The 24,167-nt window shown below is 56.3% G+C and carries 23 protein-coding genes; 8 read left to right on the top strand and 15 right to left on the bottom strand.

What is annotated here, in order from left to right:
* The first annotated feature begins 117 nt into the window (after window positions 1-117).
* On the top strand, window positions 118-1,938 hold the full coding sequence (typA, locus tag PLU01S_RS08575; protein ID WP_026004159.1) for a translational GTPase TypA: 1,821 nt from the start codon (window positions 118-120) through the stop codon (window positions 1,936-1,938).
* Window positions 1,939-2,057: 119 nt separating this feature from the next.
* On the opposite strand, the gene PLU01S_RS08580 is transcribed toward typA, so the two are convergent.
* The 8 genes from PLU01S_RS08580 to PLU01S_RS08615 all read right to left on the bottom strand — a co-directional run bounded on the left by PLU01S_RS08580 (window position 2,058) and on the right by PLU01S_RS08615 (window position 8,843).
* A complete protein-coding gene (locus tag PLU01S_RS08580; RefSeq protein ID WP_074827124.1) occupies window positions 2,058-2,822 on the bottom strand; it encodes a TerC family protein in 765 nt (254 codons plus the stop codon).
* An 87-nt stretch (window positions 2,823-2,909) separates the two neighbouring features.
* Entirely contained in the window at window positions 2,910-4,247 is a 1,338-nt protein-coding gene (locus tag PLU01S_RS08585; RefSeq protein ID WP_074827122.1) for a CitMHS family transporter, read from the bottom strand.
* Window positions 4,248-4,472: 225 nt separating this feature from the next.
* Window positions 4,473-5,399 carry an AEC family transporter gene (locus PLU01S_RS08590; RefSeq protein ID WP_074827120.1) on the bottom strand — a complete coding sequence of 309 codons (927 nt, stop codon included), beginning with the start codon at window positions 5,397-5,399 and terminating at the stop codon, window positions 4,473-4,475.
* 100 nt (window positions 5,400-5,499) lie between these two features.
* Window positions 5,500-7,476, bottom strand: coding sequence for a DUF7844 domain-containing protein (locus PLU01S_RS08595; RefSeq protein WP_162842018.1), 1,977 nt, complete (start codon window positions 7,474-7,476; stop codon window positions 5,500-5,502).
* A gap of 23 nt (window positions 7,477-7,499) precedes the next feature.
* The gene (locus PLU01S_RS08600; protein ID WP_010796121.1) at window positions 7,500-7,820 is read right to left on the bottom strand and encodes a DUF2388 domain-containing protein; all 321 of its coding nucleotides are present in this window, start codon (window positions 7,818-7,820) and stop codon (window positions 7,500-7,502) included.
* A 32-nt stretch (window positions 7,821-7,852) separates the two neighbouring features.
* Complete coding sequence (locus tag PLU01S_RS08605; protein WP_376748353.1) at window positions 7,853-8,143, bottom strand: DUF2388 domain-containing protein; 291 nt, start codon at window positions 8,141-8,143, stop codon at window positions 7,853-7,855.
* A gap of 95 nt (window positions 8,144-8,238) precedes the next feature.
* Window positions 8,239-8,556, bottom strand: a complete 318-nt coding sequence (locus PLU01S_RS08610; protein ID WP_074827116.1) for a DUF2388 domain-containing protein — start codon at window positions 8,554-8,556, stop codon at window positions 8,239-8,241.
* A gap of 47 nt (window positions 8,557-8,603) precedes the next feature.
* Window positions 8,604-8,843 carry a DUF1127 domain-containing protein gene (locus tag PLU01S_RS08615; protein ID WP_010796118.1) on the bottom strand — a complete coding sequence of 80 codons (240 nt, stop codon included), beginning with the start codon at window positions 8,841-8,843 and terminating at the stop codon, window positions 8,604-8,606.
* 290 nt (window positions 8,844-9,133) lie between these two features.
* Here PLU01S_RS08615 and argC point away from each other — a divergent pair, with 290 nt between their 5' ends.
* Entirely contained in the window at window positions 9,134-10,087 is a 954-nt protein-coding gene (gene argC / locus PLU01S_RS08620) for an N-acetyl-gamma-glutamyl-phosphate reductase (RefSeq protein ID WP_074827114.1), read from the top strand.
* Between the two features lie 45 nt (window positions 10,088-10,132).
* Here argC and PLU01S_RS08625 read toward each other — a convergent pair whose 3' ends face one another.
* Complete coding sequence (locus PLU01S_RS08625) at window positions 10,133-11,446, bottom strand: NAD(P)/FAD-dependent oxidoreductase (protein WP_074827113.1); 1,314 nt, start codon at window positions 11,444-11,446, stop codon at window positions 10,133-10,135.
* An 84-nt stretch (window positions 11,447-11,530) separates the two neighbouring features.
* Window positions 11,531-12,019, bottom strand: coding sequence for a winged helix-turn-helix transcriptional regulator (locus PLU01S_RS08630; protein ID WP_010796115.1), 489 nt, complete (start codon window positions 12,017-12,019; stop codon window positions 11,531-11,533).
* A gap of 157 nt (window positions 12,020-12,176) precedes the next feature.
* On the opposite strand from PLU01S_RS08630, the gene dadA reads away from it, so the two are divergent.
* The 5 genes from dadA (at window position 12,177) to PLU01S_RS08655 (ending at window position 16,120) form a co-directional block, all read left to right on the top strand.
* Window positions 12,177-13,475 (top strand): D-amino acid dehydrogenase, encoded by a 1,299-nt coding sequence (gene dadA, locus PLU01S_RS08635; protein WP_074827111.1) that lies wholly within the window; start codon window positions 12,177-12,179, stop codon window positions 13,473-13,475.
* Window positions 13,450-13,803 carry a RidA family protein gene (locus PLU01S_RS08640; RefSeq protein WP_010796113.1) on the top strand — a complete coding sequence of 118 codons (354 nt, stop codon included), beginning with the start codon at window positions 13,450-13,452 and terminating at the stop codon, window positions 13,801-13,803. The genes dadA and PLU01S_RS08640 overlap by 26 nt, the downstream gene beginning before the upstream one ends.
* Window positions 13,804-13,887: 84 nt before the next feature.
* Window positions 13,888-14,964: an alanine racemase gene (alr, locus tag PLU01S_RS08645; protein WP_073449789.1), complete on the top strand. Its 1,077-nt coding sequence runs from the start codon at window positions 13,888-13,890 to the stop codon at window positions 14,962-14,964.
* A gap of 152 nt (window positions 14,965-15,116) precedes the next feature.
* The gene (locus PLU01S_RS08650) at window positions 15,117-15,671 is read left to right on the top strand and encodes a cupin domain-containing protein (protein WP_010796111.1); all 555 of its coding nucleotides are present in this window, start codon (window positions 15,117-15,119) and stop codon (window positions 15,669-15,671) included.
* Between the two features lie 20 nt (window positions 15,672-15,691).
* A complete protein-coding gene (locus PLU01S_RS08655; protein WP_074827273.1) occupies window positions 15,692-16,120 on the top strand; it encodes a c-type cytochrome in 429 nt (142 codons plus the stop codon).
* 50 nt (window positions 16,121-16,170) lie between these two features.
* Here the strand turns inward: PLU01S_RS08655 and metK are convergent, their stop codons facing one another.
* The 5 genes from metK to mdlC all read right to left on the bottom strand — a co-directional run bounded on the left by metK (window position 16,171) and on the right by mdlC (window position 23,056).
* Window positions 16,171-17,361, bottom strand: a complete 1,191-nt coding sequence (gene metK / locus PLU01S_RS08660; protein ID WP_010796109.1) for a methionine adenosyltransferase — start codon at window positions 17,359-17,361, stop codon at window positions 16,171-16,173.
* A gap of 102 nt (window positions 17,362-17,463) precedes the next feature.
* On the bottom strand, window positions 17,464-18,447 hold the full coding sequence (locus PLU01S_RS08665; RefSeq protein ID WP_074827109.1) for an ArsR/SmtB family transcription factor: 984 nt from the start codon (window positions 18,445-18,447) through the stop codon (window positions 17,464-17,466).
* A gap of 101 nt (window positions 18,448-18,548) precedes the next feature.
* Window positions 18,549-20,027 carry an aldehyde dehydrogenase family protein gene (locus PLU01S_RS08670; protein ID WP_074827106.1) on the bottom strand — a complete coding sequence of 493 codons (1,479 nt, stop codon included), beginning with the start codon at window positions 20,025-20,027 and terminating at the stop codon, window positions 18,549-18,551.
* A gap of 16 nt (window positions 20,028-20,043) precedes the next feature.
* On the bottom strand, window positions 20,044-21,393 hold the full coding sequence (locus PLU01S_RS08675) for an MFS transporter (protein WP_074827103.1): 1,350 nt from the start codon (window positions 21,391-21,393) through the stop codon (window positions 20,044-20,046).
* Between the two features lie 76 nt (window positions 21,394-21,469).
* Complete coding sequence (gene mdlC, locus PLU01S_RS08680) at window positions 21,470-23,056, bottom strand: benzoylformate decarboxylase (RefSeq protein ID WP_074827100.1); 1,587 nt, start codon at window positions 23,054-23,056, stop codon at window positions 21,470-21,472.
* A gap of 106 nt (window positions 23,057-23,162) precedes the next feature.
* Here mdlC and PLU01S_RS08685 point away from each other — a divergent pair, with 106 nt between their 5' ends.
* Window positions 23,163-24,065 (top strand): LysR family transcriptional regulator, encoded by a 903-nt coding sequence (locus tag PLU01S_RS08685; RefSeq protein ID WP_010796104.1) that lies wholly within the window; start codon window positions 23,163-23,165, stop codon window positions 24,063-24,065.
* The last annotated feature ends 102 nt before the right edge of the window (window positions 24,066-24,167 follow it).

The raw sequence follows: 24,167 nt of genomic DNA on the forward strand, positions 1-24,167 counted from the left end.
CTTTGTTTCTCTGGATTAAATGCCCTTTGGGCTTGAATGAATTTTGCTGAATGTCGTGTCGGGCTTGCTGTGATCAGCCGCTGCGGCCCGGCTCAACTTGATAACGAGACTGAAAAAGTGATCGAGAATCTTCGTAATATCGCCATCATCGCCCACGTTGACCATGGCAAGACCACGCTGGTAGACAAGCTGCTGAAGCTGTCCGGTACGCTGGACCGCAAGGAAGCCGAAGGCGAGCGCGTCATGGACTCCAACGACCAGGAAAGAGAGCGTGGTATTACCATCCTGGCCAAGAACACGGCGATCAAGTGGAACGGCTATAACATCAACATCGTGGATACACCCGGTCACGCTGACTTCGGCGGTGAAGTAGAGCGTGTAATGTCGATGGTTGACTCCGTACTGCTGGTTGTGGACGCGCAAGACGGCCCCATGCCTCAGACCCGTTTCGTGACCCAGAAGGCGTTCAAGGCGGGCCTGCGTCCGATCGTGATCGTGAACAAGATCGACCGTCCGGGCGCGCGTCCAGATTGGGTTATCGACCAGATCTTCGACCTGTTCGACAACCTGGGCGCCACTGATGAGCAGCTGGATTTCCCGATCGTCTACGCCAGCGCCCTGAACGGCATCGCCGGCATGGACTACGAGAAGATGGACGACAATATGGATGCTGTGTTCCAGGCCATCATTGACCACGTACCGGCCCCCCAGGTCGACGTGAACGGCCCGTTCCAGATGCAGATCTCCCAGCTGGACTACAGCAGCTTCCTCGGCGTAATCGGCATTGGCCGTATCGCACGCGGTACGATCAAGGCCAACACTCCGGTAACCGCTATCGGTGCCGATGGCAAGAAGCGTAACGGCCGCATTCTGAAGATCATGGGTCACCACGGTCTGCAGCGTGTCGAGGTTCCTGAGGCGCAGGCCGGTGACATCGTTTGCGTCAGCGGCATGGACGAGCTGTTCATTTCCGATACCCTGTGCGACCAGCAGACCGTCGAGGCGCTGCCTCCGCTGACCGTTGACCAGCCGACCGTTTCGATGACCTTCCAGGTCAATGACTCGCCGTTCGCTGGCAAAGAAGGCAAGTTCGTGACCAGCCGTAACATCAAGGACCGTCTGGACAAGGAGCTGCTGCACAACGTGGCACTGCGTGTTGAGCAGGGCGAATCTCCCGAGAAGTTCAAGGTCTCTGGCCGTGGTGAGCTGCACCTGTCCGTATTGATCGAGAACATGCGTCGTGAAGGCTTTGAACTGGCGGTAGGCCGTCCAGAGGTGGTGATCATCGAGAACGAAAACGGCGAGAAGCAGGAGCCGTACGAGAACGTCACCATCGACATCGAAGAGCAGCACCAGGGTCCCGTGATGGAGCAAATGGGTCTGCGTAAGGGCGATCTGAGCAACATGATCCCTGACGGAAAAGGCCGTGTTCGTCTGGAGTACACCATTCCGGCACGTGGTCTGATCGGCTTCCGTAACAACTTCCTGACTCTGACCTCGGGTACTGGCATCCTGACCTCGACCTTCAGCCACTATGGCCCGATCAAGGCAGGTGAAGTCACCAACCGTCAGAACGGCGTACTGGTGTCCATGGCTACCGGTACTGCACTGACGTATTCGCTGGAAACTCTGCAAAGCCGCGGCAAGCTGTTCCTCGCGCCTGGCGATGAAATCTATGAAGGTCAGCTATGCGGTATCAACAGCCGTGACAACGACCTCGTGCTCAACCCCACCAAGGGCAAGAAGCTCGACAACATGCGTGCTTCCGGCAAGGACGAGGTTATCGCCCTGGTTCCACCAATCAAGTTCACCCTTGAACAGGCCCTGGAATTCATCGCTGAAGATGAGTTGGTTGAAGTAACCCCGAAGTCGATTCGTCTGCGCAAGAAGCTGCTCAACGAAAACGATCGTAAGCGTTACGAGCGCAGCAAGGTGTAATAACCCGACCGCGCGACTGAAAAGCCCACTCGCTGAAAGGCGGGTGGGCTTTTTTATGCCTGGTGAAAGGAAGCCATAAAAAAAGCCCCGGTAAACCAGGGCTTTCACTGCCGTAGGGCTTACGGCGTATTCTTACGCAGTTTCACAGGATGCCCTTGCTGGGCCTTCTTGCGGGCGGCTGCGGTACGCATGCGGATATTGATGGCTTCCACTGCCAGCGAGAACGCCATGGCGAAGTAGACATAGCCCTTGGGTACGTGAATCTCAAAACTCTCAGCGATCAGCACAGTACCTACTACGATCAGGAAGGATAGTGCGAGCATCTTCAGGCTAGGGTGCTTGTCGATGAAGCTGCTGATACTACCCGCTGCCAGCATCATCACCAGTACTGCAACAATGATCGCCGCAACCATCACTGGTACATGTTGCACCATACCCACTGCCGTAATGACCGAGTCCAGCGAGAACACGATGTCGATGATCGCGATCTGGACGATGGTAGAGATAAAGCTGCCGCCCTTGCCCTTAGGCTCGTCGCTTTCTTCCTCTTCACCTTCCAGGCCGTGATAGATCTCGGTACTGCTCTTGTACAGGAGGAACAGGCCACCAAAGAACAGAATGAGGTCGCGCCCGGAGATGCCTTGGCCAAACACATGGAACAGATCGGCCGTCAGGCGCATCACCCAAGTGATCGAGAGCAACAGCAGGATCCGTGTCACCATGGCCAGTGCCAGGCCGAAGAAACGTGTGCGTGGTTGCATCGCCTTGGGCATACGGCTCACCAGGATCGAGATCATGATGATGTTGTCGATACCCAATACGATTTCCAGGGCCGTCAGGGTAAAGAAAGCCACCCAGATTTCCGGGCTTGTCAGCCACTCCATTCCAATTCCTCTTCATTAACGTCGGTACGACGAGTACCGAAAACAAACCGACAAAACTAATCAGGTAAATGTGAAAATTTCGTTAGTTCAGGTACCACTGAACAGCGGAAACACACCTAGTAACAAAGCTGTTACCAGCATAGCCAGACATGTCACGACTGCCCACTTCAAAGTAAAGCGTTGATGATCGCCAAACTCTACTTTAGCCAAACCCACCAGCAGGTAGGTCGAAGGTACCAATGGGCTCAAGAGATGCACCGGTTGGCCTACGATGGACGCACGGGCAATTTCCACTGGAGCGATACCGTAGTGACCAGCTGCTTCGGCCAATACGGGCAGTACGCCAAAGTAGAACGCATCGTTGGAGATGAAAAAGGTAAACGGCATGCTTACTAGCGCAGTGATGACGGCCATATACGGGCCAAGCGCTTCCGGAATAACGGCCAAAAGGCTTTTGGACATAGCGTCCACCATGCCGGTGCCTGATAGGATGCCTGTGAAGATCCCGGCGGCGAAAATCAGTGAAACTACCGCAAGAACATTTTCCGCATGAGCGGCAACACGCTGTTTTTGCAGATCGATATTGCGGTAGTTGATAGTCATGGCGATGCCGAAGGCAATCATGAATAGCACTGGCATGGGTAGAATGCCTTTGACCAGCGCTGCCATTAGGGCCAGGGTCAGAAGGCCGTTGAACCAGCGCAGATGAGGACGGCGGGCTTCTTCGCACTGAGAAACGGTAACCTTGGCACCTTCGCTTTCATGGATTTCCAGAATGCCCAGGCGCGCCCGTTCACGGCGTCCATAGAGATAGGCGAGGACAAACAGCCAGGCAATGCTGGCCAACATGGCAGGAATCATCGGGACAAAAACATCTGCCGGGTCTACGTGCAGCGCACTGGCTGCGCGTGCCGTCGGGCCACCCCAAGGCGTAAGATTCATGACGCCACTGGACAGCAGCATCAGGCACGTCATGATCAGCGGATTCATACCCAGACGCTTGTACAGCGGGAACATGGCTGCCACGCAGATCATGTAAGTCGTCGAACCGTCACCGTCGAGCGATACCACCAGGGTCAGGAAGACCGTACCGATGGCAACTTTGAGCGGGTCGCCCTTTACCAGTTTCAGAATCCAGCGAACTGCCGGATCGAACAGGCCGGTATCAATCATGATAGCGAAATAGAGGATGGCGAACAGCAGCATCACGCCAGTAGGCGCCAGTGTGCGCAATCCATCCAGCATCATGGGACCGAGCGAATTGAGCTGGATATGCCCAAGACTGGCAAAGTGATTACCCAACGCCCATGCCAGTACGGCAAAGAGAATCGGGACCATAGTAAGCGCAATGAGAGGGGTGAGCCGCTTGGTCATGATCAGGAACATGAAGGTCACGACCATGGCGAAGCCAAGGAATGTCAGCATGGAAAACTCCAACGGTTACGCGTGAAAGGTGAAGAAACGACCGAAGCGCGATTCAGGGCTCACGAGTAGCGTATGGAGAGGCATGGAGCGGCGGGGGCCACTGCTGGGGACAAGCGAATCATGGAGTTAATCCTTTGTTTTTGTTAGTACCGCAGGTGCACGTCATGGCATTGCCATAAGTGGGCCATTAACCCTTTGGATAATTGATCCTAACCGGGCAAGCTTTCATGAACCTTGCGGGAGGCTGCCCCCCAGCAGCGAAATCACCAGTGGTAATGTGAACGCAGCCACAAGTGTCTGCAATGTGATCACACCTGCCATGAGCGCGCTGTCCCCACCCAGCTGGCGGGTCAATGCATAAGCGGTCGGTGCGGTAGGCAGCGAGAAAAACAGAACGAGCAGAAGCCTCTCATGAGGCGGCAGGCCTAGAAGGTAAGCGATCAACCCTGCCAGGAGAGGGCATGCCAGCAGGCGGAACAGTGTCATGGTGCCAATGGCTCGCCATTCGCCGGCGATCTGTTGAAGTTTCAGGGCGGCGCCTACGCAGAAAAGTCCTAGAGGCAGGCTGGTTGCTGCCAGAAGCCCCAGTAGCCGATCCGTGCCAAAGGGCAGTCCCCATCCCAGCAGATTCACCAACGCGCCTGCTGCGCAGGCCAGAATAAGGGGATTGCGTAGGACGGGTAATAACAACTCACCCAAGCGAGCGCCGCGCTCGGCTTTCAGTGCCCAAACCGACATGACATTTACGGTAGGCACCATCAGGGCCAGCAGTAACGCAGCCTGTCCCAGGCCCGATTTGCCCAACAGACTGCCTACGGTTGCTAGCCCCAGGTAGGTATTGAAGCGCAGGGTGCCCTGGGCAATGACGCCGAATCGCTCGGCGGGCCAGTGGTAAAAACGTCTAGCAAGCAATAGGGCAATCCATAAAGCACCCAGCCCCGTCAGGGCCGTCAGCGCCAGATGTGCCAGAGCGGGGTCATCAAGTGGTGCTGTAGCGAGATTGTTGAACAGAAGCGATGGAAAAAGAATGAAGTAATTGAGTCGATCCGCAGCTGGCCAAAAGGCCTCGCCAGGAAAGCCTTTTTGGCGCATCCAGTACCCCGCCACGATGAGGGCGAACAGCGGCCAGAGAGCGAGAAGGATGGTAGTCACAGAGGGCGCAGCCAGTTGGTTTCTTATCGTTATAGATCAAGGCACGGACAATATTAGCAGTTCCAGTACTTGTGAATGACGCGAAAAATAGAGAGCTGCCTCATGGCAGCTCCAGTCCTCCCGAAGCCTTGTGTAAGGCTCTCAGGTGATCACCCAACTGCTTGAGGTTGGCTTCGGTGTCGTCAAGACCTCGCTGTATCTGGCTATCCAATAGCGTGCGGACTTCCGTGTTGAGGGTTTCGCGTAAGCTGAGCAGGTGGGTTTGGCGTCGTTGACTTTCAGCCGTCAATTTATCCCATTCGCCTGGCTGTGGAAGCCCATAGCCACCGGCTCCCAAAAGCTCCGAAGGTCGGCTGAGATAACCGCTATCGGCTAGCAGTTGTTGTAATGCATCGCCTGCCTTGCTGAAGCGGGCTTTTTCCAGCTCGCCATTTTGGCCCAAGTAGCGGTCCTTTAGCTCATTCTGAGCGAGGAGCAGTTCACGTCGCAGTGCGGCCTGCTCAAGTAGCAGAAGCGCCGCACTGGCGCGCAGGTCGGCTCGGTCGAACCATTCGCGGCGCTGCCGTGGCTCCAGCTCAAGCCAGTCTTCGACTTTCTGCTGAGGTAGGTTAAGCCGATCACGAGCAACCTTGAACATGGATTGGAAGCGGTCCCGGAAGGAGTCGAATCGATAACCCAGGCGCAAGGCTTCACGTTGATCGTTTAATACGGAGGTATCGGCGACACCCTCTATCCGCAGGGCGTCCAGCAGGCCGATTGGCGTAATGCTGTCGAGCGGAGTCTGTTGCAGACGCGGTACGCTGTCATGCAGGAGCTTGAAGGTCTCGACGGCACAGTTATTAGAGACAAAGTAATAATGCCCGTCATAACCCCAGTGGGTTTGAGCGGTCCGCTCCAGGAGATTGGCAATTTCCTGCCGGTTCAGCTTGAGTGGAACAGATTGCAGTCCGCGCAGCTCGATCTTGGTGTATTCCTCGACTACCTGAGCCAGCGGAAGCACGAACAACCGGGAAGGATAGGAACCGGTCAAACCATCCCAATTGGAGATCTGTACATCGTTGACGAAGGCCCGAAACGACAGCACAAGATGCTCCTGCAAGTCCAGGCGACAGTCGGGGCCACGCGGACGTCCGGGGGCGCACACGACAAGGCGCAGCATACTGTGTCCCCAGCGGCTCATGACATGCTCGTTACCCTCGGCGAACAGATAGTCCACCTCGTAGACGCGCTCAGGATCAAGCCAGCCTAGCGGGGTCTTGCCAAAATCACTGCCCGCGTTCAGATAGGGTAGTTTGCTGGAGCAGGTATCGTGAGGGGGAGACCAACCAAAGTGCTCGGTGAAATAGCGCGCCAGGGCCGGGCGACGGCAAGCGTAGCTGGGATCCAGCAGGAAGTACTCCATGTTCACTGCTACGAACTCACGAGGGTTGGTCACCTCGTAGATATCGGGGCTGCGTGCAATGAAATTGTTGCGAGTCTCGCGGGCGCCATGCTTTTTGACCTTGACCTGCCAGCCAGCCAGATCCAGCAGGCGGGGATCATCGGACAAGGTGTAGCGGCGACCGGCCTGACCCTGGCAATGGATAGGCAGGTCAGCGGACTTGGTTGAGGAGGCCAAGGTACTACAGGCGATTATTTCCTTGCGCTCAGCTGGAGTCCAGGCCCGCTCCCGGTCATAAAAATGAGTAAGCTCATGCAGAACAGTCGCCAGCATTTCTTCTCGCTGGGTGCCATGGGGGCGACCGGTTTGAATATGAGCATCGCTGCCGTCAGTCAATGCCGGTAGCAGGCGCTCATTGAGCAGCAGGGTACGACGGTCTGCGCGACCGTATGCCTGCGGCTCAAGATCCTGGCTCCAACGGACGGAAATATCCTCATCCAATGCTTGCTTGAAGCGGGGAGGCAGCTTGCCTAGTGCCTCGTTGAGTAACTGCTGGGTGGCCTGGGCCTGCTCTGGCGACAATGAGTGGTCGTCCAGATGCAGGCTCAGCGCCGCGTGAGCGTTACCGGCCCCTAGCCAGGCGATAAACGCGGTGCAGAGAAGGCTTGGTCTGGCGAGGCGGCCGAGCTTTCCCAGGAGCGCTCGGCGAAGGGCAGGTTTCACAGTGCAAGGATCGCCTGGGCAAGTTCGGTATCACTGGCCTGGCGTGCTTCCGGCAGACGCTCACGCAGGGTCATGAAGGCCGCTTCCAATTGAGCGCCTCGGATGTCTCCATCGGATGCAACGAAGCTGGCCGCATCGCCACGGGCTTCCTGCACCACTTTCATGTCACGGATGGAGGTCGTGGTATCGGAAGTGAAATCGATACTGCGATCCAGCGCACGCACGATGATGTTGCTGGTCGCCACAACGGTATGAGCGTGCGCGGCGCTGGACGTACCCAGAACTAGCGCGGCTGCAAGAAATAAGGAACGACGCATGGAAAATCTCCTGAACGGAACGGTAAAGCAGCTTATTGAGCGAGGATGGCCTCAGCCAGTTCCTCATCGCTGGCGGTCAGCGTTGGATTATGTGAACGCAGCCAACGTAAGGCGGATTCAAGCTCAATGCTACGCTGAGCCCCGCCGCTGGCAACAAATAATGCCGCATCGTCACGTGCATCACGTACTACTTTGTTATCGAACGGAGCGGAGGTCACCTTGCTGGTGACATAGAGGCTGCGAACAATAAATCCTGTAGTGGGATCGAACGCGAAGGCGGGCGTGGTCGTAACGGCAATGCCTAGAATGAACAGATAACGCAGGCGCATAGGCAGGTAGGGTAACTCTTTCAAGAAAAACTACAGGCCAAGGCTAACGGAACGGCACCGCTGATACCAGCGGTGCCGTTCCGATGGACTTACAACGAGAGAATGGCCTGGGCCAGCTGAGCGTCGCTTGCCTCGAGCTGCGGTTGCAGGGCACGGATACGATCCAGGGCCGCTTCCAGGCGTACGCCGCGAATGCCGCCTTCGGTAGCCACAAAACTGGCGGCATCGTCACGTGCAGCCAGGACGATCTTGTCGTCACGAATGGAATGGGTGATACCGGATGTGGCGTCGGACGTCGCATCAATGGCGTCGACGATCATGTCGGTGGTCACAAAGAAACTGGATGCTGACGCAGCAGTAGACAGGCTGAGCAGGGCAGCAGCGCCCAGCAGGTGCAAACGGGTCATGAATCTCTCCTGAACAATAAGGCGCGGTATGTACCGTCCTTACAAGACTAGCGCCAGAACGGCTTGTTCAGCTCGCATTGTTGCTCAGTTTTGGTCAGACCGATGTCCGCTAGTTCACGGTCGTTCAAAAAAGCCAGCTGTCTTCGCGTTTTGGCGTTCTGCTGCCATTTCTGCAGCATACAGTAGACGGCGCGTAATACACCCAAGGCACAGCGTGCCAGCCAATGACAACCATGAACAGACAAATGGATTGATCTGAGAGAAGGCAGCGCAGATAGATCTCGCATGGCAATATCCAGGTTCAGGACGGCATTTTACTGTGGCTTCAACCACCAGTGTTCTCCAGACACAACATGTTGAAATGAAGGAGGTACAGCCTCGTGACGCAGCCTGCTGTACCGGTAAAAAGCGCACCCAGCAGGGCAATGAAGCGTGCTGATCCGATCATCAGGCCGATAACTGTTTGGCAATAGGGCTGCGTCAAGCAGTAGGGTCTGGCTACAATGCATGTTCCATTGCGGCTGTTAGGTCCGTTTCATACAACGCCTGGCCGGCGCGTTTTGCATGAGGGCAAGTCATGACGTTCAAAGTATTCGTTGACGGGCAGGAAGGCACCACAGGGTTGCGTCTGCTCGATTATCTGTCCGGCCGCGATGACATCGAGCTGCTACGTATCGCCGATGACAAGCGTAAGGATCCAGCCGAGCGTGCTCGTTTCCTCAACGCAGCGGATGTAGCCTTTCTGTGTCTGCCCGATGCTGCGTCTCGCGAAGCCGTGGCGCTGGTGGATAACCCCAACACCTGCATCATCGATGCAAGCACGGCGTTTCGTACCGATAGCAGCTGGACCTATGGTCTGCCTGAGCTGGCCGCTGGGCAGCGTGAAAAAATCCGTACCAGCAAGCGCATTGCCAATCCCGGCTGCCACGCCACGGCATTTATCCTGCTGGTTCGCCCTCTGGTGGAGGCTGGCCTTCTACCGCCTGATTATCCACTGTCGGCTTTTTCCCTCACGGGGTACAGCGGTGGTGGCAAGAAGATGATTGCCGATTACGAGGCTGGGAATGAGCCCAAGCTGGCCAGTCCACGGCCATACGGCATGACCCAGGGACATAAGCACCTCCCTGAGATGCAGGTGCAGAGTCGTATTGATGAGGCGCCCGTATTCAGTCCAATTGTGGGCAGTTTCCTGAAGGGGCTTGCCGTGACGATTCCTCTGCATGTCAAGCACCTGGCCCAGGGCGCCAATGCCGAGGCGATCCAGGCGGCATACGCCAGGCATTACGCGGGCGAGCAGTTCATTCGCGTCATGCCGGTTGAGGATGCCGGCAATCTTGACGAGGGATTCTTCGATGTACAGGGCTGCAACGATACCAACCGCGCCGACCTGTTCGTGTTCGGCAATGAGGAGCGTCTGACCCTGGTGGCTCGTCTGGATAATCTGGGCAAGGGTGCCGCAGGCGCAGCGGTTCAATGCATGAACATCCACATCGGCGCAGACGAAGCAACCAGCCTGAATACTGGTCTGTAAACGCTTTGCGTTCAAAAAGCCGCGCCGGGTAACTGCCGCGGCTTTTTAGTGAAAGGCATCTTTCAGGCGATACCAGAGCATACCCAAGGCAAGCAGGGGAGAGCGGAAGCGTTGCCCTCCTGGAAACGTGGCGTGAGGAACGCTGTTGAACAGGTCGAACCCTGTCGACTGGGCAGCAATGGCTTCCGCGAGCAAATGGCCTGCCAAGTGCGTGGCGTTCAGCCCATGGCCGGCATAAGCCTGGGCATAAAAAACGTTGGGATGATCCTTGAGACGGCCGATTTGTGGAAGCCGGTTGGCCCCGATTCCAATCATGCCGCCCCACTGAAAATCGATGGTGACCCGATCGAGTTGAGGAAACACCTTCAGCATTTTGGGGCGCATGTAGCCTGCTATGTCCTTCGGGTCACGGCCTGAATAGTGGCAGGCGCCTCCGAACAACAATCGGCGATCATGTGAGAGTCGAAAATAATCGACAGTGATCTGCTGGTCGCACGCGGCTCGATTATGGGGCAGGATTTCCTCGGCCAACGCTTCGGGAAGTGGCTCAGTTGCAATGATGTAGCTGCCTGCCGGAAGCACCTTCCCGGAGAGGGCCGGTTCCAGATCCTTGAGATAGGCGTTGCAACAGAGGACCAGCGTTTCGGCTCGCACCTGACCTCGCGCAGTATGAACGCATACCTTCGACCCATACTCGATGTGAGTGACCGCAGATTGCTCATACAGACGCACCCCCAGTGACTGGGCGGCGGCGGCCTCGCCCAAGGCAAGGTTCAACGGGTGCAGGTGACCGGAGCCGGAGTCTATGAGCGCACCCAGGTAGCGCTCCGAACCCACTACGGAGCGGATTCTGTCGCGCGCAACGAGCTGAACCGCATGGGGATAGCCTAGTTGATGCAACTCCTCCAGTTCGGCCTGGAAGTCTTCCAGGTGACGCGGTTTCAGGGCCAGGTCGCAGTAACCCCAAGTAAGGTCGCATTCGATGCCGTAGCGCTCGATACGTTGGCGTACCAGGTTTACCGCTTCAAACCCCATCTGCTTGAATGCCTGTACGCCCTCATCCCCAACGACTGGGCGAAACTGCTCGACATCATGGCCAACGCCCCGGATCAGCTGTCCGCCGTTACGCCCGCTAGCACCCCAGCCGATCCGGTGGGCCTCTAGCAGCACAACCGAATACCCACGTTCTGCCAGCTCAATAGCCGTATTGAGCCCGGAGAACCCGCCCCCTACAACGCAGACATCTGCCCGAATCTCACCCTTGAGCGGGGCGAACTGCAGCGCTCGGTTAACCGTTGCCGCGTAGTAAGACGAAGCATGTGCGTGTGGGTCAGTGGATGAATGGGTCGTTGCATCCATGAAAGACAATCCTGGCGAAGCGTTGAGGTCGGACAATAAACGTTTGTAGGCGCCTGCGCCAAGCCAGGGAAGTGCAGACCTGGCTCAGTCCGGTACGGGAAGCGTCAGGGACTCCTTGACCTCTTCCATCACGATATAGCTCTTCGACTCCCGCACATGGGGCAGTTTGAGCAGGATGTCGCCCAAAAGCTTACGATAGGAGGCCATCTCTGAAATGCGCGCCTTGACCAGATAGTCGAATGCGCCGGAAACCAGATGACACTCCAGAACGTGCGGCAGCTTCAGGACGGAGCGGCGGAACTCCTCAAAGATATCACCCGATTTATAATCTAGACTGATCTCGACGAAGACCAGCAGGCTGGCCTTGAGATGCTGCGGATTCAGGCGCGCCGAGTAGCCCAGTATCACGCCTTCCCGCTCCAGCCGGCGTACCCGCTCCGTGCAGGGTGTCGTGGACAGGCCGACTCGCTCGCCTAGCTCGGTGAACGAGATGCGGCCGTCCTCCTGCAGGATACGCAGGATGTTACGATCAATCTTGTCGAGCTCGCGTCTCGCTTGGTGCTGGGTTCGCATACCTGGGCGTCTCCAAAAATAGTGTCTTAACCGAAGAATTACACCAAATATAGCCTTTCATTCAGTGAATACCACTGCTTAAGGCTTTTTATACTTTTCATATCTGCCTCAGATTTTATGAAACGTAGGCGATTCTTCGCGGCGAGGAGACACAGTTATGCGAGTACTGGTGCTTGGCAGTGGTGTAATCGGTACCGTCAGTGCCTATTACCTGGCGCGGGCCGGTTTTGAAGTGGTGGTGGTGGACCGCCAGGAAGGCCCTGCGCTGGAAACCAGCTTTGCCAACGCAGGTCAGGTATCTCCTGGCTATGCCTCGCCGTGGGCGGCTCCTGGCGTGCCCCTCAAGGCCATCAAATGGCTGGTGACTCAGCATGCGCCTCTGGCAATCAGGCCGACCGGCGATATTCATCAGTACCTCTGGATGGCTCAGATGCTGCGCAACTGCACGGCCGAGCGCTATGCGATCAACAAGGAGCGCATGGTGCGGTTGTCCGAGTACAGTCGCGACTGTCTGGATGAGCTGCGTGCCGAAACGGGTATTGCCTACGAAGGACGCCAGTTAGGGACGACTCAGGTATTCCGAACGCAGCAGCAGGTTGACGCCGCTGCCAAGGATATCGCTGTGCTGGAACGTTCCGGCGTACCCTATGAGCTGCTGGATCGCGACGGTATCGCCCGCGCCGAGCCTGCGCTCGCCCATGTCAAGGACAAGCTGGCTGGTGCGCTGCGGTTGCCGAATGACCAGACAGGTGACTGCTTCCTCTTTACCAATCGCCTCGCCGAGCTGGCGCGTCAGTTGGGTGTGGAATTCCGCTTTGGTCAGAAGATCGAACGGCTCGAAGCGGTAGGAGATCGTCTCAATGGCGTCTGGATTGATGGTCAGCTGATAACAGCCGATCACTATGTCCTGGCATTGGGTAGCTACTCACCTCAGCTGTTGGCACCCATTGGCATCAAGGCTCCGGTATACCCGCTCAAAGGGTATTCGCTTACCGTGCCGATCACCAATGGCGATATGGCCCCTACGTCCACGATTCTTGATGAAACCTACAAAGTGGCGCTGACGCGTTTCGATAACCGTATCCGTGTAGGTGGCATGGCGGAAATATCGGGTTATGACCTTTCGCTTAACCCCCGCCGCCGCGAGACCCTGGAGATGATCGTAAACGACCTGTACCCGCAGGGAGGGGATCTGCAGGCGGCAACTTTCTGGACTGGACTACGGCCCACCACACCGGATGGTACTCCGATCGTAGGCGCTACCCGTTATCGCAACCTGTTTCTGAACACCGGTCACGGTACACTGGGCTGGACTATGGCCTGCGGCTCCGGACGTTTCCTGGCGGATGTCATCGGTAGGAAACGTCCACAGATCAGCGCCGAAGGCCTTGATATTTCTCGCTACAGCGACTCCAAGGAGACCCGTAAGAATGGCCATCCAGCGCCTGCACACTAATCGCCGCATGAGTGAAATCGTTGTTCACAACGGTACTGTTTATCTGGCCGGTCAGGTCGGTGAAGACCTGAACTCCGGTGTGGAACAACAGACTCGTGAGACCCTGGCCAATATCGAGCGTCTACTCAAGGAAGCCGGTACGGACACTCACCATATTCTGTCCGTTACGGTTTATCTGAAAGATATCGACGCCCACTTTGCCGGCATGAACAGTGTTTGGGACGAATGGCTGCCTGAAGGTGTAGCGCCTGCTCGGGCAACTGTGGAAGCCAAACTCTGTGAACCGGAAATTCTGGTCGAAATGAGTGTGGTGGCTGCGCTACCGTAAATAAAGAACCAAAGAGCCCGGCGCCTGCCGGGTTTTTTATACGTCCTGTCTTTTCATTACCCGCCTGTTTTCTGAGAGATAACCATGCGCCCCGCCCGTGCCTTGATCGACCTTAACGCCTTACGCCAGAACTATCGGCTTGCTCGTGAACTCAGTAACGGGGCAAGGGCGTTGGCTGTTGTCAAGGCGGATGCCTACGGACATGGTGCTGTTCGATGTGCGCAGGCACTGATGAATGAGGCGGATGGTTTCGCGGTTGCCTGTATCGAAGAAGCGCTGGAGCTGCGCGAAGCCGGTATCAAAGCACCGATACTTCTGCTGGAAGGATTTTTCGAAGCCAGCGAGCTGGAATTGATCGCTCGCCACAATCTGTGGTGCGTCATCCATTCGCCCTGGCAAATCGAGGCGCTTGAACGTACGGCTCTATCAGGGCTTATCCGTGTCTGGCTGAAGCTGGACTCCGGCATGCACCGGGTAGGGTTCTTCCCTGAGGATTACGCAGCAGCCTATAAGCGGATCAAGGCGACGGGCAAGGTTGACGAGGTTGTGAAAATGACGCACTTCGCCCGTGCCGATGAGCTGGATTGCTCAGCCACTATCGGTCAGCTCAAGACCTTTCAGCGGGCTACGGCCGGCCTGGAAGGCGCAACCAGTCTGCGGAACTCGCCTGCCGTGCTCGGCTGGCCAGAAGTGCCCAGTGACTGGGTTCGCCCTGGCATCATGCTGTACGGTGCTACGCCGTTTGAAACCGAACAGCCTGTGGCCGACCAGCTACAGCCGGTCATGACGCTGGAGTCACGTATCATCAGTGTGCGTGAGCTACCGCCTGGTGAGCCGGTTGGGTATGGCGCACGCTTTGTTACCCGCCAGCCCTCCCGTATTGGTGTAGTCGCCATGGGCTACGCGGATGGTTATCCACGGCACGCGCCTGATGGCGCTCCTGTCATGATTGATGGCCATGCCTCTCGTCTTGTCGGTCGCGTATCGATGGACATGCTGACGGTTGATCTCACGGACCTGCCGCAGGCGGGGGTGGGAAGTCAGGTAGAGCTTTGGGGTAGGCAAGTATCCGCCAGTCAGCTGGCCGGTCTCTGTGGCTCGATCCCTTATCAGCTGTTTTGCAACCTGAAACGGGTTCCACGCCAATACATGGGTGAATAACCGTTAAAACACCGCGCTCGTCGGGTTGCGCAGGATTTTCCATCGTTCTGTTGTAAATACTGAACGCTGTTGCCATGATACGGCGCGCCCGGCGCTCTGCGGCGCCTGCCGTTCACCTCTGCCTGTCTGTCATGAGAAGGAGGACACCCCCCTTGGACGTCGGTGCTCGTCTACAAACCATTCGCAAACTCAAAGGTCTCTCACAACGTGAACTCGCCAAGCGGGCCGGTGTGACGAACAGCACCATCTCGATGATCGAGAAGAACAGTGTCAGTCCTTCCATCAGCTCGTTGAAAAAAGTCCTGAGCGGCATTCCCATGTCCCTGGTGGAGTTCTTTTCCATGGATCTGGCAGACGAGTCCGCTACTCAGGTGGTATACAAGGCCAGCGAGCTGATCGACATTTCCAGTGGCGCCAATACCGTCAGTATGCGGTTGATCGGCAAGGCACATCCCAGCCGCGCCATTGCCTTTCTCGACGAGACCTACCCGCCAGGCTCTGACACTGGCATGGATATGCTGGCTCATGAGGGGGAGGAAGCAGGACTGCTGATCGAAGGCCGTCTGGAGCTTACGGTTGGTGGGGAAACCTACCTGCTGGAATCAGGCGATAGTTATTATTTTGAAAGCAGCCGCCCGCATCGCTTCCGTAATCCATTTGATGAGCCGGCGCGTTTGATCAGCGCCACGACTCCGGCCAACTTCTAGCAGTGCTCAAAAAACCTGGTATGAACGCCCGAGGCATCCTGGTATATGCCTTTATGCTGTTGATCTGGACGCTCTCTGCACAGGCCGAACAGGTAGACAGAGACGCCCTGGAGAAGCGGCTGGCGCCGGTGGGCAAGGTTTGTATTCAAGGGCAGGACTGCCTTGCAGAGTCCCGTAAGGTAAGCCGTGAGCAAAAGCCTGCCGGGAAAGATCCCGCTCAGGTCATCGACCGCAGCTGCAGAAGTTGCCACGCCAGTGGGCTCCTGGGAGCCCCAAAAATAGGTGACAGAGCCAGCTGGGAGGTTCTGGCGAGCCAGAAAGGGGGAATGGATGGCCTGCTGCGCAACGCCATCAAAGGTGTAAAAGCCATGCCGCCCAAAGGTGCCTGTTCTGACTGTACGGACGATGATCTACACCGTGCAATCCAGATGATGTCCGGCCTCGAATAGGCACAAGAAAAACCCCGCACCAGGCGGGGTTTTTCTTGTCGGTTGCGGCCTTACAGGCCAGCCGCCGCGCGCAGTGCTTCAGCCTTGTCTGTCTTCTCCCAGGTGAATGCAGTGAACGTATCTTCACCCACAGTCATCTCATAGGGAGTACGGCCGAAGTGGCCGTAAGCCGCTGTAGCACGATACATCGGGTGCAGCAGGTCAAGCATTTTGGTGATTGCGTAGGGACGCAGGTCGAAATGCTCGCGAACCAGCTGAATGATCTTCTCGTCGCTCACCTTGCCAGTGCCAAAGGTGTTGATCGAGATGGACGTCGGTTGAGCCACGCCAATGGCGTAGGACACCTGAATCTCGCAGCGGTCAGCCAAGCCGGCGGCCACGATGTTCTTGGCAACATAGCGACCCGCGTATGCCGCAGAACGGTCAACCTTGGACGGGTCCTTGCCGGAGAACGCGCCGCCGCCATGACGGGCCATGCCGCCGTAGGTGTCCACAATGATCTTGCGGCCGGTCAGGCCACAGTCACCCACCGGGCCGCCAATGATGAACTGGCCAGTCGGGTTGATGTGGAACTTGGTGTCCTTGTGCAGCAGTTCAGCTGGAATGACGTGCTTGATGATCAGCTCCATCACGGCTTCCTGCAGGTCGGTGTGCTTGACCTCGGGGTTGTGCTGGGTAGACAGGACGATTGCGTCGATACCTACAACCTTGTTGCCATCGTAACGGCAGGTCACCTGGGACTTGGCATCCGGACGCAGCCAAGGTAGCAGGCCTGACTTGCGAGCTTCGGCCTGGCGCTCGACCAGTGCGTGGGAGAAGCGGATCGGAGCAGGCATCAGCACGTCGGTTTCGTTACAGGCATAACCGAACATCAGGCCCTGATCACCTGCACCCTGGTCTTCCGGCTTGCTGCGGTCAACGCCTTGGGCGATGTCCACGGACTGCTTGCCGATAATGTTGACAATACCGCAGGTAGCGCCATCAAAACCGACGTCGGAGCTGTTGTAACCGATATCGACGATGACATCGCGAACCAGCTGCTCAAGGTCTACCCAGGCGGAGGTGGTCACTTCACCGGCAACAATGGCTACACCGGTCTTGACCAGCGTTTCACAGGCTACACGGGCGTGTTTGTCTTCTGCGATGATGGCGTCGAGCACCGCATCGGAGATCTGGTCGGCGATTTTATCCGGATGTCCTTCAGACACGGACTCGGAGGTAAACAGGGAGTATTCGCTCATCTAACGGTTCCTATATACCGGTGGGTGAGGCGGCCCGAAGGCCATGTCTAAAACAGTCACTCTTGCGGATTGGACAGACAAGCTGCCAACCCTATGCATCGTCTACGAACCAGGACGGGCGAAATGCCTGATCTGGATCTGGAAGCCATTACGTAAACCTATATAGAGGCTTTCGCCTGGCACAAGTCCTGCGGCAACGGCCCAACGAGCCAATTCCTCCTGATCGAACCCGAGCCAGAGATCGCCGCAGGCCGTCCGGGCCCAACTCTGGTCGTGGCTGCACAACTCTGTAATCAATAAACTGCCACCGGGACGGATCCAGTCCGCCAGATATTTCATGGCTTCAGCGGGTGCCGCAAAATGATGCAGCACCATGTTCAAGACCACGCAGTCGGCGCTCAGCAAGGCATTGTCCAGGGCATCGGCCAATACCAGCGACACATTGTTCAATTGCTCGCGCTCACATCGCTGACACGCTAGCTCCAGCATGGCTGGGCTGTTATCAATCGCCGTGACCGACGTGAAGCGTCTTGCCAGTTCGGGCAGAAACCCTCCATCTCCAGGCCCGATCTCGATCGCTGTTGCCACTGGCGAAAAAGCCATTGTGTCCAGCAGGGCCAGAAGGCTCTCCTGATACTGAGGCAATCCGGCAATCAAATCCTGCTGCGCCTGAAACTTGTCCGCCATCCTGGCGAAAAAATCCCGGCTGGCCTCGGCCCGCTGAGCATGTACAGCCTCAATACGTGCCTGCGCTTCAGCTGGCAACTGCAACCCGTCCACCTCCGTCAGCAGCGCTGCGTGCAGCGCACCACCCAGGGTGTCCAGCCGGGGCAGGGCGCGACGGTAAAAGATCGCGTTGCCTTCCCGGCGTGTCGCCACCAGTCGCGCCTGTGACAGTACCTTCAGGTGATGGCTCATCCCGGATTGCCCAGTATCGAAGATATGAGCCAGCTCCAGTACACCAAACGAATCGTTTGCCAAGGCACGTAACACATTCAGGCGCAGCGGATCACCGCCCGCCTTGCACAGCGCGGCCAGCTCGTCGCAGTCATCATGGCGAAATGTAGGCACGCGCAAATGGTTCATGGGTGCGCAGTCTAGTGGCCGCGGAGACCAGCTGCAAGAGAAGCATCAAAAAGTTTTGATATTGAAAGAGGCCGGTCATGGTGGCATGACCGGCATACTGATCAGAAGGGATAGTGACGAGGGGCGTGCTGGACGGTGATCCAATGGTCAGTCGTGAATTCGTCAATCGCCCAATCGCCATTGAACCGACCAATCCCGGAGTTCTTTTCACCTCCAAAGGGCGCATTGGTCTCATCACTGACGGAGATATCATTCACATGCGTCATGCCAGCCTTGATTTGCCTGGCAAACCGTACAGCTCGATCTGTATTGCCGCTGAAGACGGCGCTGGAAAGGCCGAATTCGCTGTCGTTTGCCAACTCAAGGGCATGGGCTTCGTCTCGGGCACGTAGAAGTCCAACGAGCGGGCCGAAAATTTCGTTGCGTGCAATATCCATGTCGCGTGTCACTTCGCCAAACACATAAGGTGACAAGAGCTGTCCATCGACATGGCCCTCAAGCAGCACTTTGGCACCTTCCTGGCGGGCCTGTTCGACTTTCTGTTGAAGCCCTTCCAACTGGCGCTTGTTGATAATCGGACCAATGACCGTTTCTGCACGCGAAGGGTCGCCTACCTTGAGTTGTCTGACGCGCTCTACAAAACGTGCAGCAAAGTCATCATAGACATCTTCCTCAACGATAATGCGGTTGACCGCCATGCAGATCTGACCTTGATGTAAAAATTTACCCATGACTGCTGCATTAACGGCCTGATTCAGGTCTGCGTCTGCCATAACGACGAAGGGGCTGTTCCCGCCCAGTTCTAAGGCAACATGTTTGAGATACTTGCCTCCTCCCGCTAGACGCGCAATGTTCTGGCCAACGGGTGTGGAGCCTGTAAAGGTGATGAGCCCTGGAATCGGATGTTCAACAAAAGCGTCACCAATCTCACTACCCGCCCCTACAACAACACTGAGAACACCAGAGGGAAGGCCGGCTTCCTCGAAAATACGAGCCAGCAACAGGCCTCCGCAGATCGGCGTATCGCTGGCCGGTTTGATCACCACGGCATTGCCTAGCGCCAATGCAGGTGCCAGGCTGCGCTGAGTCAGATGGAGCGGAAAATTCCATGGGCTTATCACACCGATGACGCCAATAGGCGAGCGATAAACGCGGCTTTCCTTGCCTGGCACGTCAGACTCGACGATACGTCCGTGTACACGTTTGGGGAATGAAGCCGCTTCCAGGGTAATACTGCGTGCCGAACTCCACTCAATCTGAGCCTTCAAGCGAGTGCTGCCGGATTCCCGAATGATCCAGTCGATAATCTCTTCGCGGCGGCGATCGAAAATCTCGACCACCTTGAGCAGAACGGCTGCACGTACAGAAGGTCCTTGGGCGGCCCATTCCTGTTGTGCCTGTGCTGCTTTTTGATAGGCCTCGTCAAGATCATCCCGGTTCGCCTGGGAAATGTTGACTAGGGTTTCGCCGTTGAACGGATCACTGACCGTTAGCGTTTTGTCTGCGCGACCCTTGCGCCATTGTCCACCAAGGGGCTGCAGGTGAAAGTCGGTAAAGGCATTCGGTGTAGAATCGGTCATTCCGGTTTCCTTTCGTTCAAACGAGTTTTTTTACGGTAGGGCGAGCCTGCTTGTTTGCAGAGTAAGGGTTGTGGGACTGACCGTGAATGCAGCCAATAGCTATAGCCCCTATTAGTCCTGGCAATGCAAATGCCAGAAAATTCTGCTGGAATGGTAGGTTCAGGGCGAACAGGCTGCCCCCTAACAGCGGGCCGGCAATGGCTCCCAGACGACCAACTCCCGCCGCCCAGCCGACGCCCGTCGAGCGAATATGGGTGGGGTACAGTAAAGCAGCGAAGGCGTGAATGACCGCTAGACCACCAATAGTGGTTGCGCCTGCAACAAGCAGAAGCGCGTTGAGTAAGATGGGGCCGGGTTTCAAACCAAGTAAAGCCAAAGAGACCGCAGCCAGGGCAAAAAATAGGCAGAGTGTGCCACGTGCACCCCAACGGTCGGCCAGCCAGCCGCCAAATAGTGCACCAAGCGTGGCCCCTATATTCAGGGTTACCAGAAAAGATAGGCTTGACCCCAGCGGGTACCCTGCAGCCACCATCAGCTTGGGCAGCCAAGTATTAAGTCCATAGCTCATCAGCATGCACATTGCGAAGCCTACCCATAACAGCAGCGTGCATAGCGCCTGACGCCCCTCGAATAATTGCGGTAACCGAGCACGCTGCTGGGCTGCGGTTGGAGTATTCAGATTCAATGGCATCCCGGGCTGGTAAGTTGGATCGAGTTTTCGCAGTAGTCCGTCCAGTTCATCACGACGATTTTTAAGCGCCAGGAACGCTACGGACTCCGGCAGATAACGCAGCATCAATGGAATGGCCAGAACGGGAAGGACCGCCACGTAAAACACCGATTGCCAGCCCCAGCGGGGAATAAGGACGATAGCAAGCAAGGCGGACAGTACTGCGCCCACGGAATAAAAGCTTGACATGACGGTAACAGCCGTACTGCGCCGTGAGGCAGGCGCAAACTCACTGATCAGGTTGATCGAGCTAGGTACTAGCGCGCCCAAGGCAAGCCCAGTGACAAAACGGCAGGTGCCTAGCATCCACGGTGTCGTGGCATGGCCTGTCGTGAAGGCTGCAGCACTGGCCAACAATGTGCAGGAAATGATCAGCTTTCGCCGACCTAGCCTATCGGCCAGTGGGGCAAGCAGCATTCCACCAAACATCATGCCGAACAGGGCGCAGCTGCCCAGCGTACCGGCTTGTACAGGCGTTAAGGACCACTCCTGCATCAATCGCGGGACTACCGATCCATAAATCACCATGTCATAGCCATCAAACAACATGATGAAACAGCCCCAGCACAAAATCGTAAAGTGTGTGCGGTTCAAGCGTGCTTTGCCAATGACTTCGGCAACTGATGTCTGTTGCATATCCACCTCTTTTGTTTTTGTTGTGGGTGTCGCAGCGCAGGGGTATAGGTGTCCGATCGGATAGCTATACCCGCGGTTACGGCTCGATAGTCACGGTAGGTACCTCGAGCAGTACAGGTTCGTTGCCAGCCAGTGCTTCCGTTAATGCGCGCCGGAAGGTCTCTCGGTTATCGGTATGTATGGCTTTCACACCATAGCCCTGAGCAATGGCACAGAAATCAAGGCCGGGCACATCCAGGCCGGGAGCATCGTCAACCTTAAGCACGCCGGCAAACCAGCGAAGCGCTCCATAGGTGCCGTTCTTGAGAATGATGAAAATGACAGGGATGCGATACTGGGCCGCTGTCCACAGCGCGGTAATTCCGTAATTGGCTGAGCCGTCACCTATGATTCCAATAACCCTGCGCTGTGGTTGCGCCAATTGAACGCCCACTGCTGCCGGTAAGCCAAAACCCAACCCTCCGGCTGCGGGGAAAAAGTAGCTTCCAGGCTGTTTCATCTCGATGCGCTGCCAGAAGGCAGATACCGTGGAAGTGGACTCTTTCACGTAAATGGCGTCTTTCGGCGCGCACTCGTTGATCACATCGAAAACGGTTTCCGGGCGGAGCAGGTGAGGCTCATCCGTATAGTGCTCCGGATGCTGCAGTGGCTCGGGCATTGGGCGACTGCTCGGGGAAACCTCATCGGTCAAAGCCTTCAGGGTTAGGGCAATGTCCCCGACCAGTGCATTTCCCATGGGCGCACGGGCGGCTTCTTGTGGATCGCAGGTGATATGAAAAAGCTGCGTGCCGGCAGGAAGGTAATCGCCCGGTGCATACTGATGATAGCGAAACACGGGGGCACCAACGACCAAGATCAGATCATGTGTAGCCAGCAATCGACTGATCTCGGCAATGGCTGCAGGCAATACGCCTCGAAAGCAAGGGTGACGTGTTGGAAAAGGACAGCGCGATGCAGAGGGCGCTATCCAAGTCGTCATGCGTAGCTTTTCAGCGAGGGCAACGGCAGATTCATTGGCCTGATAACCGTCTACATCAGGGCCCAGTACCAATACGGGATTACGCGCAGCGCAAAGGCGTTCGGTCAGCTCGCGCAGTTGAGCAGAAGAGGGGAGACCTGCGTGAGCAACCTCCCGTGCAGTCAAATGTTCTACACCTGGTGGCGCTTCTTTCGCCCAGTCATCGTAAGGAATAGACAGATATACCGGCGCTCTGGGCGGCAAGCTGGCGGTATGAATGGCCTGACTCAGCGCACGAGGTACATCTTCAGCCGTTGCTGGCTCATAGCTCCACTTTACCAAGGGCTTGGGTAGCTGAGGCGCATCAACATTGGCGAGCATTGCTTCAACACCAATCATCGAGCGAACCTGCTGTCCTGCCGTTAAGACAAGCGGACTATGCGAATACCAGGCGTTGGTGAGAGCACCCATGCCATTGCCGGTGCCGGCAGCAGCATGCAAGTTGACGAACGCTGGCTTACCGCTGGCTAGTGCAAAGCCATCCGCCATACCAACTACCGCTCCCTCATGTAATCCCAGGATGTAGCGAAAGTCTTTGGGAAAATCTTTGAGAAAAGGCAGTTCATTGGAGCCGGGATTGCCAAAAATGGTAGTCAAGCCATAGCGGCGCAAAATATCGTATGAAGCGGAGTGAACGGTTTTCATCAGCGAGCCTGTTATAAGTGTTCTTGTCGCTGGCACTCTGTCGCTTCACAGTAAATTGATCAAATCGATAGTTTTTCTTCTAAAAATAAAGCTGGTTTATAAAGATATGGGCCAGATTGATCTTAATCTGATCAGGACGTTTGTAACGCTTTACGATTCCGGCAGTGTAACGGTCGCTGCTGAGCGGCTGTTCGTAACACAGCCCTCTGTCAGTTATGCCCTTGCGCGGCTACGGGAATTGTTTGACGATCCGTTATTTGTTCGTAACCGTGATGGGATGCAGCCAACCTCTGTCGCCCGAACGCTTTATGCCACGTTCAAAGACGCCTTGAGTCGTATCGAGGGAACGGTTGAAGGGATTCGAGAGTTCGATCCGCATAAGACGGCGCGGTGTTTCCGTATCGCGTTATCAGATTTGGGTGAAATGGCCTTGCTGCCTTTGATCCTGCATCGACTCAACAGGCTGGCACCTCAGGCAGAGCTTGAAGTCGTGCCCTTGGAAATTGATCAGGTAAATGAGTGGTTGAGCATAGGCAAGGTTGATGCAGCCATTTGCAGCCGGCCTCTCTCGAGTACAGGTATCGTTCGGCAGGCTCTGATCGATGAGCGTTATGTCTGTTTGCTCAGTCGTAAACACTCACGGATAAAGCGCGAATTGACTCTTGAGCAATTCCAGAGAGAAAGTCATGTGCTGGTAACTCGAGCCTCTGGTCATGGGATGGCAGAGGATGTAATAGAGAGATTGGGTATCTCGCGGCGTATTGCATTGCGCATTCCTCATTTTTCCGTACTTCCAAAAATCATTCCTCAAACGGACCTGCTCGTCATCCTTCCCTCACAGATCGCCACGTTGTTTGCAGCAGAGCACCCGTTGCGCATATGTAACCTGCCTTTCGACGTGCCTAGTTTTAAGGTCACGCTGCACTGGCATGAGCGCAGTGACACCTCTGTTGCATTGCGCTGGTTTTTGGAGCTGGTGGCGGAGGCCATCACGCAATCGAGGCCATGACGAACCATTAACGTGGCTGAAGCCAAGCTGGATATGACCGTTCGGATTGCTCCTGCGTGCCCGGCTAGGCACAATAAAACTTCCTTTAAACGTTTGACCCCC

The sequence above is a fragment of the Pseudomonas luteola NBRC 103146 genome (genome assembly GCF_002091675.1).
Taxonomy (GTDB): Bacteria; Pseudomonadota; Gammaproteobacteria; order Pseudomonadales; family Pseudomonadaceae; genus Chryseomonas; species Chryseomonas luteola.

What these genes read in the sequence shown, in the direction of transcription:
- PLU01S_RS08580 (WP_074827124.1), bottom strand. Translation starts at nt 2,822, where the DNA reads ATGGAGTGGCTGACAAGCCCGGAAATCTGGGTGGCTTTCTTTACCCTG.
- PLU01S_RS08585 (WP_074827122.1), bottom strand. Translation starts at nt 4,247, where the DNA reads ATGCTGACATTCCTTGGCTTCGCCATGGTCGTGACCTTCATGTTCCTG.
- PLU01S_RS08600 (WP_010796121.1), bottom strand. Translation starts at nt 7,820, where the DNA reads ATGCGTCGTTCCTTATTTCTTGCAGCCGCGCTAGTTCTGGGTACGTCC.
- PLU01S_RS08610 (WP_074827116.1), bottom strand. Translation starts at nt 8,556, where the DNA reads ATGACCCGTTTGCACCTGCTGGGCGCTGCTGCCCTGCTCAGCCTGTCT.
- PLU01S_RS08615 (WP_010796118.1), bottom strand. Translation starts at nt 8,843, where the DNA reads ATGCGAGATCTATCTGCGCTGCCTTCTCTCAGATCAATCCATTTGTCT.
- argC (WP_074827114.1), top strand. Translation starts at nt 9,134, where the DNA reads ATGACGTTCAAAGTATTCGTTGACGGGCAGGAAGGCACCACAGGGTTG.
- PLU01S_RS08625 (WP_074827113.1), bottom strand. Translation starts at nt 11,446, where the DNA reads ATGGATGCAACGACCCATTCATCCACTGACCCACACGCACATGCTTCG.
- PLU01S_RS08630 (WP_010796115.1), bottom strand. Translation starts at nt 12,019, where the DNA reads ATGCGAACCCAGCACCAAGCGAGACGCGAGCTCGACAAGATTGATCGT.
- dadA (WP_074827111.1), top strand. Translation starts at nt 12,177, where the DNA reads ATGCGAGTACTGGTGCTTGGCAGTGGTGTAATCGGTACCGTCAGTGCC.
- PLU01S_RS08640 (WP_010796113.1), top strand. Translation starts at nt 13,450, where the DNA reads ATGGCCATCCAGCGCCTGCACACTAATCGCCGCATGAGTGAAATCGTT.
- alr (WP_073449789.1), top strand. Translation starts at nt 13,888, where the DNA reads ATGCGCCCCGCCCGTGCCTTGATCGACCTTAACGCCTTACGCCAGAAC.
- PLU01S_RS08655 (WP_074827273.1), top strand. Translation starts at nt 15,692, where the DNA reads ATGAACGCCCGAGGCATCCTGGTATATGCCTTTATGCTGTTGATCTGG.
- metK (WP_010796109.1), bottom strand. Translation starts at nt 17,361, where the DNA reads ATGAGCGAATACTCCCTGTTTACCTCCGAGTCCGTGTCTGAAGGACAT.
- PLU01S_RS08665 (WP_074827109.1), bottom strand. Translation starts at nt 18,447, where the DNA reads ATGAACCATTTGCGCGTGCCTACATTTCGCCATGATGACTGCGACGAG.
- PLU01S_RS08670 (WP_074827106.1), bottom strand. Translation starts at nt 20,027, where the DNA reads ATGACCGATTCTACACCGAATGCCTTTACCGACTTTCACCTGCAGCCC.
- PLU01S_RS08675 (WP_074827103.1), bottom strand. Translation starts at nt 21,393, where the DNA reads ATGCAACAGACATCAGTTGCCGAAGTCATTGGCAAAGCACGCTTGAAC.
- mdlC (WP_074827100.1), bottom strand. Translation starts at nt 23,056, where the DNA reads ATGAAAACCGTTCACTCCGCTTCATACGATATTTTGCGCCGCTATGGC.
- PLU01S_RS08685 (WP_010796104.1), top strand. Translation starts at nt 23,163, where the DNA reads ATGGGCCAGATTGATCTTAATCTGATCAGGACGTTTGTAACGCTTTAC.